The sequence below is a fragment of the Nocardia sp. CA-107356 genome (assembly GCF_050946365.1).
Lineage (GTDB): Bacteria > Actinomycetota > Actinomycetes > Mycobacteriales > Mycobacteriaceae > Nocardia.
Genome location: NZ_CP191992.1, coordinates 2,120,152 through 2,134,014 on the forward strand (window position 1 = coordinate 2,120,152; position 13,863 = coordinate 2,134,014).

The following is a 13,863-nucleotide window of genomic DNA, read 5'->3' on the forward strand; positions in this document are numbered from 1 at the left end:
GGCGCGACGTTTCGCAGCGGCGCCGAGAGTAGCCTCGGACTCGTGGCAGAGGTGGTGTCGGGGTATCGGGAGCGGCGGTCGCGGCTCGCGGATGCCGTGGTGTGGACGAACACCAACATCACCGGGACGACGGCGTTGCCGGTGCTGCCGGATGGCTGTATGGATCTGCTGTGGAGTGATGGCAGATTGCTGGTCGCCGGGCCGGATACGCGGGCGTATCCGGCCGATGGTCGGGTCGGGACGCGGTGGGTCGGGATTCGGTTCGCGCCGGGGTATGCCCCCGCGCTGCTCGGCGTACCCGCGCACGAATTGCGCAATAGGCGTGTGGAATTGGCGGAACTGTGGCCGGCGGCGACGGCGCGGCGGTTCGCCGAACAGGTTGGGGCGGCGCGGGACCAGCCCGCCGCGCTGGAGGCGATCGCATTGCGACGGGCGTACGACACCGAGCCGCCGGATCCGGTGTTACGGCGGATCGTCGGTGCACTGGATGCCGGATGGTCGGTCGCGGCGACCGCCGAAGCAGCCGGACTCGGTGCGCGGGTGCTGCATCGGCGATCGCTCGCGGCATTCGGCTACGGGCCCAAAACATTGGCCCGCATCCTGCGGCTGCAGCGGGCACTCGCGGTGGCGCGCAGCGGAGTGCCGCTTGCGGACACCGCATTTCGCACGGGATTCGCCGACCAAGCCCATCTGGCGCGCGACGTGCGCGAACTGGCCGGAATGCCGTTGAGCGAGTTGCTGGCTCGCTCATAGCGCGGTGACCGGGATCAACCGGGCAGTGGTGCGTACAAATCGACGCCGTTGCCGTCCGGATCCAGGATCGTGGCGTAGCGCTGGCCCCAGAAGGCGTCCCATGGCTTCAGTTCGCCGTGGTAGCCCGCGTCGACGAGTTCGCTGTAGACCGCATCGACTTCGGCTGGGTCCGCGCACTGGAACGCCAATCCGATCCGGCCCGCGGCCGTCGGTCGCTGCCAGTCGGCGTGGAAGGACTTGACGACCGCCTCGGTATCCAGCGCGACGCGCACGCCGCCGGGCAGCGTGGCTTCGATGTGGCCCTCGCCGTCCGCACCCTCCGGGAACGCGAGACCCAGGCATCGGTAGAAGGCGAGCGAGGCGGCCATATCGCTGACGACAATGCCGATGACGTTGAGTTGTGGAGTCATATCCGCAGCGTATGCCGCATATCGGCAGGCGTATTGAACAAATCGGACTCAGCAGGCGGTGGCCGGAATCAGCTCGGCGATCAGGTTCTCCACCAGGATGCGGATCCGATCGCGGATCGAGCGCACGATCGCGATGTCCTCGCCGGTCGGATCGGGCAGCATCCAGTCGCGATAGCTGATGCCGGGGAAGAACGGACATACGTCGCCGCATCCCATGGTGACGACAACATCGGACATCGCCACCGCATCGACGGTCAGCGCTTTCGGCACCTGTGCGGAGATGTCGATATCGAGCTCGGCCATGACCGCGACGGCTGCCGGGTTGAGTTCGTCGGCGGGCACGCTGCCCGCGGAACGCACATCGATGCGGTCACCGGCGAGCGTGTCGAGCAATGCGGCGGCCATTTGCGACCGGCCAGCATTGTGGACGCAGACGAACAGCACGCTGGGCTTGTGAGCCATGTGCGGGAAAACCTTTCGGGCTGGTGAATCGGAGCTGTGCTGGGCGCGATGTCGGAAATGTCGGGCAAGGTGTACGGGGTCCGCGTCGTAGGGTGCGTGCGTGATACGTATACCAGGGCGGGGGGAAAGTGTTTCGCGACGAGGGGGCCGACTTTGCCCACCAAGACATCTCGAAGCCGGTCGCTCGAGAGTTGTTGCCGCGCGCGAGATATCGACCGAGAAGAAACCGGTCGGTCATGAATTCTGTATTTTGCCTGCACACAACGGGCCCGCGGTGCCGAATCGGCAACCGCGGGCCCTTTCGTCGTGACGCTCGTCGCAGTCGAGCGCGCCGCCCTCACATGGGGCGCAGATCAATGACCTTGCGCAGTCGCGCGCGATCGCGCTCCAGCCGACGCGCTTCGTACGCGATCGGGAAGTAGCGCAGCCGCTCCGGCAACAGCGGTACCGTGCGAGCGATGAACCAGCCCAGTGCCTTCAGCTTGCGTTCATCGGATTCGGTCCAGGTCAGTCCGAGCTTGCGACGCGCGACCTCCGGGGTGGTGCCGACGGTGACGAAGTACTGCAGCCAGCCGACAGGCGCGACGGCACGCTTCCAGAACGGGCGCAGTACCCGCGGCAACTGGCTCGGCGGGGCGATCGACCGGATCACCCGCAGGTAGTCGTGTGCGGTGCCGGTCTCCTGTAGATGGTTCTCCACCACATCCGTGAAGAACTTCTCGAATTCTGCGTAATTCGCCGGAATCTCCTTGGGTGCCACCGAGAAATTGCGCATGAGTTGCACCGTCTCCTGGTAGTACGCCTCCTTATCGGCCGCGGTGAGCGGGCGGCGGGAGAAGTACTCGGCGTTCTCGGTGAACGCGAAGGTGCCGGTATGCAGGACCCAGGCCCACGGTCCGGAGGCCAGCGCCTTGTGTCGTACGCCGTCCGCGGTGGTGTTGAGCGACGCGTGCATCTTGCGCAGCCGATCCGCCTCGGCGATCGCTTCGTCGCCGCCGTAGATCCACATCATCACCGAACCGATACTGCGTACCGCGCGTCCGAGCGGATCGGTCCGGAAGGTGGAGTGCTCATCGACCACGGCGGAGATGGTCGGCTCCATGGTCTGCAGCAGGAACGCTGATCCGGCCGTCAAGGAGAAGGTAATCAACCCGGTCTCGTCCCACATCCGCGTACCCGGTGCGAACGGTCGGCGCTCCGGCGCGGTCGGTGAACTGGTATCGAGCGCGGCGGCGGTCATTGCGATCTCCTTTGATCGGCCATTTCAAGAGCTTGAGAGACTTAGTGTAATAATCTCTCATAGAGTTGGCTTGTCGTCGTGGCCGACCGATCGCGGTGGGCAGAGATGGCGCAGCGCCCTAGGCTGATCCGATATGACGACCGACTGGCGCAAACGTGACGGACGGATCGGCGTGCTCACCGGCGCGGGCATATCCACTGATTCCGGCATTCCGGACTTCCGTGGCCCGCGAGGCGTGTGGACGAAGGATCCCATCGCCGAACTGCTGTCGACCTATGACGCCTACCTCGCCGATCCGGAGCTGCGCAAACGGTCCTGGCTGGCCCGGCGCGACAACCCGGCCTGGCAGGCCGAGCCGAATGCCGCGCACACCGCACTCGCCGACCTGGAGCGCGCCGGACGCACCATCACGATCATCACCCAGAACATCGACCGGCTGCACCAGCGTGCCGGATCCTCGCCGGGTCGGGTCATCGAGATCCACGGCAATATGTTCGAAGTCGTCTGCGTCGGTTGCGATTACCAGACGACGATGGCCGCCACGCTGGTTCGCGTGGCCGCGGGTGAGGCGGATCCGCCGTGCCCGGCATGTGGCGGCATCCTGAAATCCGCGACCATCATGTTCGGCCAGCAGATGGACCGGCGCACCATGACCAAGGCCGCGCTGACCGCCGAGGCCAGCGATATCTTCCTGGCCATCGGCTCCTCGCTCCAAGTGGAGCCCGCGGCGTCGATGTGCGCGATCGCCGTCGACAGCGGCGCCGATCTGGTCATCGTCAATGCCGAGCCGACGCCCTACGACGGCATCGCCACCGAGGTCATCCGCGAACCCATCGGCACCGCCCTCCCGCGCCTGGTGTCCGAAATACTCGCTTAGCTGACCACGCGACTCGACCCCGACGGAGCGAGTCTTACGAGTGACCGTTCGCGGCCCGTCTCGGGTCCGAGGGGTCGAAGCGATACGCCGAAGGCGCGAGTCTCGGCCATGGTGCGGGTGTACATCCGGTGCCGAACGATCCGCACCTCGGCGACCACCACGGAGCGAGTCTTACGAGTGACCGTTCGCGGCCCGTCTCGCGTCCGAGTCGTCGAAGCGATGCGCCGAAGGCGCGAGTCTCGACGGCTCGGACGCGAGACCAAGGGGGCCGCGAACCCGCCGCGCCGAAGGCGCGGCAATCAGACACAGCCCAGTACGCGCTCGATGTAAGCGTTGGTGAAGCGGCCCTTCGGGTCGAAGCGGCGGCGCACCTCGGCGAAACGATCCCAGTCCGGATACCGCGGCCGCAGCGTTTCGGCGGTCTGGAAGTGGCGCTTACCCCAGTGCGGGCGACCGTTGTACTTGTCGAAAACCGCTTCGCAGGCGCGGAAATACGGTTCGAAGTCCATCCCGCGATATTGGTGCACGGCGATGTAGCAGGTGTCGCGGCCACCGGCGGGGGACAGGAATGCGTTATCGGGGGCGACCCAGCGCACCTCGATCGGCATGGGCGTATCGAACTTCGCCGATAGCTCCTTGATCTCGCGGATGGCGGCGACGGAATGCTCGCGCGGGATCGCGTACTCCATCTCGGTGAAGCGAATCAGGCGGGGCGAGGCGAAGACTCGATAGGAGCGGTCGACTTGGCGACGGTAGCTGCCCGCGTACGCCGCGCCGCGATGGATCCACGGCACCAGCCCCGGCCGCCGCTTGCCGAGCCGACACAGTGCGTCGAAGGCGTAGTTGGACATCAGGATGTCGGCGAACCAGTCGGCGGCCTTACCGCGCGGCTGCTCCGGCAGGTCGACGGGGTTGTTGCGCTTGGTCATCGCCAGCGGACTGTGCCCGAACAAGTAGAACTCGAAGTGCTCGTTGCCGTCGATATGGGCGTCCAGATCGGCGAGGACCTCCTCGACCGGCACCGGCCGCTCGATCCCCTCGAGTACGAACGACGGCACCAACTGCAGCGTGACCGCGCTGACCACGCCGAGCGCGCCGACGCTGACCCGCGCCGCGCGCCAGCCGTCCGGATCGGTCTGCTCGTTCACCTCGACCCGGCTGCCGTCGGCGAGCACCAGTTCGATGGATTGCAGTGCGGCCGAGAGGTTTTGCAGGGTCGCGCCGGTGCCATGGGTGGCGGTGGCGGTGGCGCCAGCGATGGTCTGTACGTCGATATCGCCCAGATTGGGGAACGCCAGACCGAGCGGATGCAGTGCGGTGCTCGCGGCATTGAGGGTGATGCCCGCCTCGACTCGGACGCGGCCGGTCTCCCGGTCCACGGTGAGGATACGGTTCATCTCGGCGAGGTTCAGCAGGATGCCGTCGGTGAGTACGGCTTCGGTGAAGGAATGCCCTGCTCCGGCGACGCGTACAGTCTGTCCGGTCGTGGCGGCGCGGCCGATGATCGCGGCCAGTTCTTCAGTGTTGCGAGGAGTGGCGATAGCTGCCGGTGTGCACTGCTGATCTCCGGCCCAGTTCCGCCACGAGTTGGTCATGCGTCCAACTTTAAGGGACCGGCGACATACGCGCTAGATGTGTCCGACTTTTTGCGCTAGCGCTTTCGGCCCGCGCAGGCGAAAGACTTCGCCTGTTCGACTTCCTCGTCCGTCAATGGGGGTGCCGGTAGCGGTCGACGTGGCGCGGCATCGCTGCGTACGCCGTTGAGTGCGATGGCCATATAGCGCTGCCAGGCATTCGGATTCACCGGCTTGGAGAATTCGGCGATGGCGTCGACCATATGGATCAGTGCGAAGAAGTCCGATGGCTCGATATCGGGCTGCAGTGCGCCCGCGTCGCGCGCGCGATCGATGACCGCCGCGACCGTCGGCTTGATCTGGTCGCGCACCTGAGCGAAGCGGTCCACGTCCTCCTCCAGTTCGAGCATGACCTCGCTGAAGCCGCGATTGGTAGCCAGATGGGTGCACGCGTACTCGAAGAACTGGACCAGTCCCAGCCAGGGGTCGGGATGTTTGGCGGCGGTCTCCGCGGCGACGGCGAACTCGCCGACGTTCTGTTCGAAGACCTCGGCGATCAACTCCCTCTTGTTGGCGAAACGCCGGTAGACGGTGCCGACGCCGACTCCGGCACGTTCGGCCACGTCATCGAGGGTGATCTCGAGTCCGTGATCGGCGAAGAGCTGGCGGGCTGCCTCGACGATGCGCTGCTGATTGCGGGCAGCGTCGGCACGTAGGCGCCGAGGTGGAGGCACGGTAGTGGCGTGATTCACAGGAACATCCTAGCAATAAGCGGGATTAAGTGGAGGTGTTGTCTCCGTTATTGTGTTAGCTTAACTCGGTAAGCGGAGATGACTCCTCCGGATAAAGCCTCGAGACAAAGGGGACACATGACTACCACGTTGGACCGTGGGGCACCCGCCCCCGAAAAAACCGACTCGGGCCGCCGTGGCTCGCATGCCTTGCGCTGGTGGGTGCTCGCCGTACTCGGCGTGGCTCAGCTCATGGTCGTGCTCGACGCGACCGTCGTGAATATCGCGCTGCCCGCAGCGCAACTCGACCTCGGTTTCAGCGATGGCGACCGCCAGTGGGTCGTCACCGGTTACGCACTTGCCTTCGGCAGCCTGCTGCTGCTCGGTGGCCGACTCAGTGACCTGTTCGGCCGACGCAACACCTTCATTATCGGCCTGGTCGGCTTCGCCGTCGCCTCCGCGGTCGGCGGCGCGGCGACGAGCTTCGAAATGCTGGTCGCGGCCCGAGTCGGGCAGGGCCTGTTCGGCGCGTTGCTGGCACCCGCCGCGTTGTCGCTGCTGACCGTCACCTTCACCGAACCGTCCGAGCGGGCCAAGGCCTTCGGCATCTTCGGTGCGGTCGCCGGTGCCGGTGGTGCCATCGGCCTGCTGCTCGGCGGCATGCTCACCGAATGGGCGTCGTGGCGCTGGGTGATGTTCGTCAACCTCGGTTTCGCCGCGGTCGCGCTGGTCGGTGCGGTGCTGCTGCTGGCCAAGCATGTGGTGACCGAGCGGCCCAAGCTCGATATTCCCGGCACCATCGTGGTGACCGGCGCGCTGTTCGGCATCGTCTACGGTTTCTCACACGCCGAATCGACCAGCTGGACCAACCCGGTCACCCTCGGCTTCCTGCTCGGCGGCGCGGCACTGCTCGCGGTGTTCGTGGCGATCGAGACCCGGGTCGCGCATCCGCTGCTGCCGCTGCGCATCGTATTGGACCGCACCCGCGGCGGTTCGTTCCTGACGGTGTTCGTCATGGGTATCGGGATGTTCGCGATCTTCCTGTTCCTGACCTATTACATGCAACTGAGCATGGGATACTCGCCGATCAAGACCGGTCTGGCCTTCCTGCCGATGGTGGCGGGCATGGTCGCCTCCTCGACCACGGTGCCCTCGTTGCTGTTGCCCAGGGTCGGTCCGAAGATGGTGGTCGCCGGTGGCTTCCTGGTCGCCGCGCTCGGTATGGCCTGGCTGACCCAGATCAGCCTGGACAGCAGCTATGTCACGAACATCCTGCCCGCGCTGATCCTGATGGGCCTCGGCCTCGGTGGCGCGATGTCGACCGCCTTCCAGGGCGCGACCGCCGGTGTGCACCATGAGGACGCGGGTGTCGCCTCGGCGATGATCAACACCAGCCAGCAGGTCGGCGGTTCGATCGGCACGGCGCTGCTGAGCACCATCGCCGCCTCGGCCGCGACGGACTACCTGTCCTCGCATACCCCGGGCCCGTTGGCAGTCGCGCAGGCGCAGATCGAGAGCTACACCACCAGCTTCTGGTGGGCCACCGCGATATTCGTGGCAGGTGCGGTCATCACCGCATTCCTGATGCCGAATACGGTTCCGGCTCCCTCCGAAGGCGAGCCGGTGATCGTGCACTGAGTTGTTGGCCGCGCCTTCGGCGCGGCGGGTTCGCGGCCCCCTTGGTCTCGCGTCCGAGCCGTCGAGACTCGCGCCTGCGGCGCATCGCTTCGACGACTCGGACGCGAGACGGGCCGCGAACGGTCGCTCGTAAGACTCGCTCCGTGGTGGTCGCCGAGGTGCGGATCGTCAATATCCGGCGTACACCGGCCCAGCTGTCGAGACTTCATCGCATGCGGTTCGACGGCTCGGACGCGGGACGGGCCGCGAACTCCTCGCTCGTCAGACTCGCTCTGTGGTGGCCTGGTGAGTGGTTCATTTACGTTCTGTCCGAATGGCACAACGCCCGCGTCAATGATGCCGCGGGCGTTGTGTCGTTTCCGTGCGTCAGCAGTTGCTCGGTGCCGGAAGGCCTGCGAAACGATCCGAGAGATAGCTGAATGCCCGTGGTGCGCCCGCGTAGATCGCCGCGACGTGGTCGGCGCCCGGGATCATATCGAGCAGTACCGGGGTGCCCGCCGCGCAGTAGCGGCCCATCACCTCACGAGCCAGCCAGGGGTCGACCTCGTCGTCGGTGCCGTGCCATTCGTATATCGGCGCGCGCGGTATGCCGGGATAGTTCGCCAAGCTGTTCTCGTGCATTACCCCGATCGCGGCGGCGTCCGCGTCGAACACCGAGCCGGTGAAGACATCGTCGAAATCTTTGTACGCGCCCGCGTCGATGATCTCGGTGGTGCAGGCGTTGGCGACCTGCGCGCGCAATGCCCAGCCCGCCGGATTGAGGAACCGCTCCATCGTCAACTGGCCCGGATATTCGCGCTCCAGCCCGATACCGGCCGCGAAACCGAGGCCGAACAGCCGATTCGGCTGCTGGCCGACCTCGCGGGCGAGTTCGCCGATACTCACCGGGACGCCGCCCTGCGCCACCCCGACGATCGGCAGTTCCGGCGCGTACTCCGGGGCGAGTGCGGCCGCGAATCCGGTCGCCATGGCGCCGCTGGAGTATCCGGCCATGCCGACCGGGCTGTCCGCGAGATCGGCTGGGGGGAACCGCTTTACGGCCCGGATGCCGTCGAGGGTCAGCCGGCCGCCGAGGCGGGCCGCGCCGTAGGCGCTGGTCGGACCGAAATGGTCCGGAACGGCCACCGCCCAGCCGCGGGCCAGCAGCACGTTGAGCGCGGGCGCCTCCTGCATGCCGCCGTCGAAGAGGCTGTGCGAGGGCGCGCATTGCAGGCCGAGCGAATTGATGAACGGCTGATATGACACCAGCGGCCGATTGAGTCCGCCGCCCACCGGTAGCAACACCGTGGTAACGGCCGCGATCGGATCGCCCGCCGAATTGGTCGATCGGTACAGCAGTTGCCATGCCGTCGCGCCCGGAAAGCCCACCGCGGCCACCGGCCTGCTGCGGATCACATCGCCGGGCTGGAAGTTGCCCACATCCGGTGGCGCCCAATAGAAACCGTCCGGATCCGGAATCGGATAGATCGGCTGCGCCATGGCGGGCGGTACGTGGCCGAGTCCGGCCAGCGCGGCCGCCAAGATCGCGACGCCGAATCGCCGGACCGAAGGTTGCCGGATGCGGCGCATCGATCTGGCGAACAGTTGCTGGTACCCGATTCGGCGGCCCCGCTCCGTATTCCGAAGTGCGTTGGGTACAGCCCATCGTGCCGCCATCATCGCTCCCGACCTGTGTCCGTAGGGGTTAGGTGGGAACTTCGGCCAAACCTTCCAGGCATTCGTACGTGCTACGGGCCACCATGTCAACGAACGGCGCTGTTCGTGGTGCGCGCCCTGACGTAGTGACTGCTCGCAGGTCACTCGAAAGGTCTGTCCCGGATGTTCGGGTCGCCCAGTGACCGTTAGCATTGCGGCGGTGGTGCTCATGGTGATCTCCCTCGGCGGTGGTCCCGGCGCGCTGCCGCGCTATGCCATCGGCGTATGGTTGCCGCCGCAACCGCACCAGGTCCCCTGGTCGGCCTTCGTGATCAACATCATGGGATGCTTTGCGATCGGAATTCTGATGGTTCTGATCACCGGAGTATGGGTAGCCCACAGACTGCTCCGCCCCTTACTCGGCATCGGCTTGCTCGGCGGCTTCACCACTTTTTCCACGTACAGCCTCGAGGTTCGTAGACTGCTCGAATCATGTGCTGCGATCGAGGCGCTCGGCTATCTCGGGGGACGATGGTTGCGGCATTGGGGGCGGCCGTGCTCGGCATGAGTGTGGCGCGATGGGCGGCTGGTACGGGCACGACAGACGAGTTGAACAGTGGAGAGCACGACGGAAGGGGGTCAGGCGATGATTGATTCACCGGCGGGCACTGGTCCGGCGGCGGGACAGTGGCAGTCGGCCGCGCGGCTGACGGTGCTGCTCGACGAGGACGACAAGTGGCGGCACGGGCCCCTGTACCACGAGATCGTGCGCCGCGCCCGCGACGCCGGATTGGCCGGTGCCAGCGTGTGGCGCGGCGTGGAGGGCTACGGCGCTTCTTCGCGCATCCACACCAGCCGCATCCTGGATCTGGCCGAACACCTACCTGTGCAGGTGATGGTCGTAGACGAGGCGCAGCGGCTGCGGGCCTTCGTCCAACAGAATTCCGAGGTGCTCGCCGGGGTGAATGTCACGCTATCCGAAGTCGAGATCTGGCATCCGACTCTAGGGGTTGCCCGATGACCGTCCTGATCGTCGTGCGGGGTGGCATGTTGGGCGCACCCACGAGGTACCTCATCGACCGCGCGATTGCCGCGCGATTCGAATCTCTGCTGCCGCTGGGCACTTCGACCGTTAACATTGTCGGTTCGGCGTTGCTCGGGGGACTGATCGGCGCCGGTGCGAACAGCTGGCTGTCGGCTGCCGCGGGAACGGGCTTGTGTGGTGCGCTCACCACATTCAGCACGTTCGGCTACGAGACGATCGGGCTCGCCGCCGGAGGCGCCAACGCCTATGCGACGGGCAATGTGGTGCTCAGCGTCGCGGCCGGCCTGGCCGCGGCGTTCGTCGCCGCGGCCACGACCCAGTGGTCGTGGCCATGATTTTGATGACGAGCCGGGCGCAGCCGACACGGAAGGGAGACCCGAGCATGGCCCATGATCGAGCCGGGCGACCCGCGCGTCCCACCGACCTCGAGGACATCGCGCGTCTGGTGACGGCCTACTACAGTCGTATCCCGGATCCGGCCGATCCCGCGCAGCAGGTGGCCTTCGGCACCTCGGGACATCGGGGTTCGAGTCTGGACAGCGCGTTCAACGAGGCGCACATCCTGGCCATCACCCAGTCGATCGTGGAATACCGTGCCACGCGCGGGATTACCGGTCCGGTTTATCTGGCCCGCGACACCCACGCACTCTCGGAACCAGCGTGGACCACCGCGCTGGAGGTGCTCGCCGCCAACGACGTGACCGCGATGATCGATGCCCGCGACCGCTACACCCCGACGCCCGCGCTGAGCCATGCCGTGCTGCGTCACAATCGCGGCGGCGCCAGGCATCAGGCCGATGGCATCGTCGTCACGCCCTCGCACAATCCGCCGCGCGACGGCGGCTTCAAATACAACCCGCCACACGGTGGTCCGGCCGATACCAAGGCCACCGACGCCATCGCCACCAGGGCCAACGAACTGTTGTACAACGGGCTGGCCGGTGTGCGGCGCACCACGCTGCGGCATGCGCTGGAGAACGGCGTCGAGCGCTACGACTACCTCGACCACTACATCGCCGATCTGCCGAATGTGTTGAACCTGGACGCCATTCGGGGTGCCGGGATCCGGCTCGGCGCGGATCCGATGGGCGGTGCCAGCGTCGACTATTGGGAGGAGATCGGGCAGCGCTACGACCTCGAGCTCGAGGTGGTCAACCCGTTCGTCGATCCGACCTGGCGGTTCATGACCCTGGATGCCGACGGCAAGATCCGGATGGATCCGTCCTCGCGCTACGCGATGGCCTCGCTGATCGCCATCAAGGACGATTACGACATTTCCACCGGCAACGACGCCGACGCGGACCGGCACGGCATCGTCACCCCCGACGGTGGCCTGATGAATCCGAACCACTTCCTCGCGGTCGCCATCGAATATCTCGTCGCGAACCGGATGGGCTGGGACGCGCTGACCAAGATCGGCAAGACGGCGGTGAGTTCGTCGATGATCGACCGGGTGGTCAGCGTGCTCGGGCGCGACGTGTACGAGGTGCCGGTCGGCTTCAAATTCTTCGTACCCGGATTGTTCAGCGGCAGCCTGGCTTTCGGCGGTGAGGAGAGCGCGGGCGCGTCGTTCCTGCGGATGGACGGCACCGTGTGGACCACCGATAAGGACGGCATCCTGCTCGCATTGCTGGCCACCGAGGTCGCCGCGGTCACGGGGCAAAGTCCGTCGGCGCGCTACGTCGAACTCGAGAAGCGCTACGGCAGTCCGGCCTATGCGCGGATCGATGCCGCCGCGACCCCGGAACAGAAAGCGCTGCTCGCGAGGTTGACACCGGACATGATCACCACAAAGGAGATCGCCGGTGAGCCGATCACGGCGGTGCTCACCAGGGCGCGCGGCAACGGCGCGCCGCTCGGCGGATTGAAGGTCACCACCGAGAATGCGTGGTTCGCGGCGCGGCCGTCGGGAACCGAGGACAAGTACAAGATCTACGCGGAGTCGTTCGAGGGGCCCGCGCATTTGGCACAGGTGCAGGCGGCCGCGGAGGAAGTGGTGGGGCAGGCGCTGTCCGGTGAGTGATAGGTCTATCAGGGCGCTACCGGTCGAGATCTGGGTCTTGGTCGGCGCGTCGTTCGTCATCGCCGTCGGATTCGGTCTGGTGGCACCGGTGCTGCCGCAATTCGCACGTGGATTCGGGGTCGGTGTCGCCGCCGCATCGGCGATCGTCAGTGCGTTCGCGTTGATGCGGCTGCTGTTCGCGCCGGTCAGCGGGCGATTGGTGCAGCGGCTCGGGGAGCGGTCGGTCTATCTGGGTGGACTGTTGATCGTCGCGGTGTCCACCGGGGCGAGTGCGTTCGCACAGAGCTATTGGCAGCTGCTGGTTTTGCGATCGGCTGGCGGTGTCGGGTCGACCATGTTCACCGTATCGTCGCTGGCGCTGGTGATCCGGATGTCACCGCCCGGACAGCGCGGCCGGGTGTCGGGGCTGTGGTCGACGAGCTTTCTCATTGGATCGGTGAGCGGGCCGCTGGTCGGCGGTGCGCTCGCCGGGCTCGGGTTGCGTGCGCCATTCCTGATCTATGCGGCGGCGCTGCTGCTCGCCACCGCGGTGGTCTATGTGAACCTGCGGCATTCGACCCTGGCCGCACCTGAACCGGTCGGCGGACTGCGGCTGATGTCGTTCCGCGAGGGGCTGGCCCGGCCGGAGTATCGCGCGGTGCTGCTGTCGAACTTCGCCAATGGCGCGGCGGTATTCGGGGTGCGGATGGCGTTGGTGCCGCTGCTCGTTGTCGAAGTACTGCATCAGAAACCGGGTATGGCCGGTGTGACATTGACGGTATTCGCGGCGGGCAATGTGGCGGTGCTGTTCGCCTCCGGGAGGCTCTCGGACCGCTTCGGACGCAAGCCGTTCCTGATCACCGGATCCCTGATCTGCGCGGTCGGCACCGCCGGATTGGGTATCGCGTCGGGTCTGCCATGGTTGTTGGCGACCTCGTTCGTGGCGGGGCTGGGATCGGGCATGTTCACCCCCGCGCAGCAGGCGGCCGTTGCCGATGTCATCGGACCGAAGGCGCGTGGCGGGCCGGTGCTCGCCGGGTTCCAGATGGCCGCGGATCTCGGCACCGTCATCGGTCCGGTCGCGGTAGGTGCTGTGGCACAACACTTTTCCTATGGGCCGGCGCTCGCGCTGACCGGGGCGCTGCTCGCTGTCGCGGCCGTGGTCTGGGCGGTGGTTCCGGAACCGCTGCGCAGGCGAGTTCCGGCCGTGACTGCCGAACAGATCGACGTGGTGCCGGAGTGCCCGCCCGACCACATCTGCGGACCGGACGGGGCCGAGCACCTATTGCTCGACAAGGTCGCCGATGGTGCGCCCACTGATTCCGCCGATTCCGCCGATGAGCGGGGCGACAGGTACGCCTCCCGCCCCTGATCGGCTCCATGTCCGATCCCTGGCGACGGACGACGCGACCCAGCTGGCCACTGGACTCGGGAAGGCGGTCCCGGCGGCGGCGCGGGGGCTGGGGTGCGGCAGAGTGTGAGAGGTGAGCGAATCG

14 protein-coding genes are annotated in these 13,863 nt (G+C 66.5%); 8 read left to right on the forward strand and 6 right to left on the reverse strand.

Annotated elements, in window-relative coordinates:
• Window positions 1-42: 42 nt before the first annotated feature.
• On the forward strand, window positions 43-753 hold the full coding sequence (locus tag ACQP1G_RS09560) for a helix-turn-helix domain-containing protein (protein ID WP_433201024.1): 711 nt from the start codon (window positions 43-45) through the stop codon (window positions 751-753).
• Between the two features lie 14 nt (window positions 754-767).
• On the opposite strand, the gene ACQP1G_RS09565 is transcribed toward ACQP1G_RS09560, so the two are convergent.
• The 3 genes from ACQP1G_RS09565 to ACQP1G_RS09575 form a co-directional block, all read right to left on the reverse strand.
• Entirely contained in the window at window positions 768-1,163 is a 396-nt protein-coding gene (locus tag ACQP1G_RS09565) for a VOC family protein (RefSeq protein WP_433201027.1), read from the reverse strand.
• A gap of 48 nt (window positions 1,164-1,211) precedes the next feature.
• Window positions 1,212-1,625: an arsenate reductase ArsC gene (locus tag ACQP1G_RS09570; protein WP_433201030.1), complete on the reverse strand. Its 414-nt coding sequence runs from the start codon at window positions 1,623-1,625 to the stop codon at window positions 1,212-1,214.
• 337 nt (window positions 1,626-1,962) lie between these two features.
• Window positions 1,963-2,865: an oxygenase MpaB family protein gene (locus ACQP1G_RS09575; protein ID WP_433201033.1), complete on the reverse strand. Its 903-nt coding sequence runs from the start codon at window positions 2,863-2,865 to the stop codon at window positions 1,963-1,965.
• 133 nt (window positions 2,866-2,998) lie between these two features.
• Here ACQP1G_RS09575 and ACQP1G_RS09580 point away from each other — a divergent pair, with 133 nt between their 5' ends.
• Window positions 2,999-3,742, forward strand: a complete 744-nt coding sequence (locus ACQP1G_RS09580) for an SIR2 family NAD-dependent protein deacylase (protein WP_433201036.1) — start codon at window positions 2,999-3,001, stop codon at window positions 3,740-3,742.
• Window positions 3,743-4,041: 299 nt separating this feature from the next.
• On the opposite strand, the gene ACQP1G_RS09585 is transcribed toward ACQP1G_RS09580, so the two are convergent.
• Window positions 4,042-5,337 (reverse strand): D-arabinono-1,4-lactone oxidase, encoded by a 1,296-nt coding sequence (locus ACQP1G_RS09585; protein ID WP_433201039.1) that lies wholly within the window; start codon window positions 5,335-5,337, stop codon window positions 4,042-4,044.
• A 56-nt stretch (window positions 5,338-5,393) separates the two neighbouring features.
• Complete coding sequence (locus tag ACQP1G_RS09590) at window positions 5,394-6,068, reverse strand: TetR/AcrR family transcriptional regulator (RefSeq protein WP_433201042.1); 675 nt, start codon at window positions 6,066-6,068, stop codon at window positions 5,394-5,396.
• Window positions 6,069-6,185: 117 nt separating this feature from the next.
• Between ACQP1G_RS09590 and ACQP1G_RS09595 the strand changes: the two genes are divergently transcribed.
• Complete coding sequence (locus ACQP1G_RS09595) at window positions 6,186-7,685, forward strand: MFS transporter (protein WP_433201045.1); 1,500 nt, start codon at window positions 6,186-6,188, stop codon at window positions 7,683-7,685.
• Window positions 7,686-8,051: 366 nt separating this feature from the next.
• Here the strand turns inward: ACQP1G_RS09595 and ACQP1G_RS09600 are convergent, their stop codons facing one another.
• Window positions 8,052-9,254: a lipase family protein gene (locus ACQP1G_RS09600; RefSeq protein ID WP_433208348.1), complete on the reverse strand. Its 1,203-nt coding sequence runs from the start codon at window positions 9,252-9,254 to the stop codon at window positions 8,052-8,054.
• 265 nt (window positions 9,255-9,519) lie between these two features.
• Here ACQP1G_RS09600 and crcB point away from each other — a divergent pair, with 265 nt between their 5' ends.
• From crcB to ACQP1G_RS09625, 5 genes are all read left to right on the forward strand, one after another.
• On the forward strand, window positions 9,520-9,888 hold the full coding sequence (gene crcB, locus ACQP1G_RS09605) for a fluoride efflux transporter CrcB (protein ID WP_433201048.1): 369 nt from the start codon (window positions 9,520-9,522) through the stop codon (window positions 9,886-9,888).
• Between the two features lie 78 nt (window positions 9,889-9,966).
• Window positions 9,967-10,341 carry a DUF190 domain-containing protein gene (locus ACQP1G_RS09610; protein ID WP_433201051.1) on the forward strand — a complete coding sequence of 125 codons (375 nt, stop codon included), beginning with the start codon at window positions 9,967-9,969 and terminating at the stop codon, window positions 10,339-10,341.
• Window positions 10,338-10,700 carry a fluoride efflux transporter FluC gene (locus ACQP1G_RS09615; protein ID WP_433201054.1) on the forward strand — a complete coding sequence of 121 codons (363 nt, stop codon included), beginning with the start codon at window positions 10,338-10,340 and terminating at the stop codon, window positions 10,698-10,700. Before ACQP1G_RS09610 ends, ACQP1G_RS09615 begins: the two co-directional genes overlap by 4 nt.
• A gap of 47 nt (window positions 10,701-10,747) precedes the next feature.
• Window positions 10,748-12,388, forward strand: a complete 1,641-nt coding sequence (gene pgm / locus ACQP1G_RS09620) for a phosphoglucomutase (alpha-D-glucose-1,6-bisphosphate-dependent) (protein WP_433201057.1) — start codon at window positions 10,748-10,750, stop codon at window positions 12,386-12,388.
• Window positions 12,381-13,739 (forward strand): MFS transporter, encoded by a 1,359-nt coding sequence (locus ACQP1G_RS09625; protein WP_433201060.1) that lies wholly within the window; start codon window positions 12,381-12,383, stop codon window positions 13,737-13,739. The genes pgm and ACQP1G_RS09625 overlap by 8 nt, the downstream gene beginning before the upstream one ends.
• The last annotated feature ends 124 nt before the right edge of the window (window positions 13,740-13,863 follow it).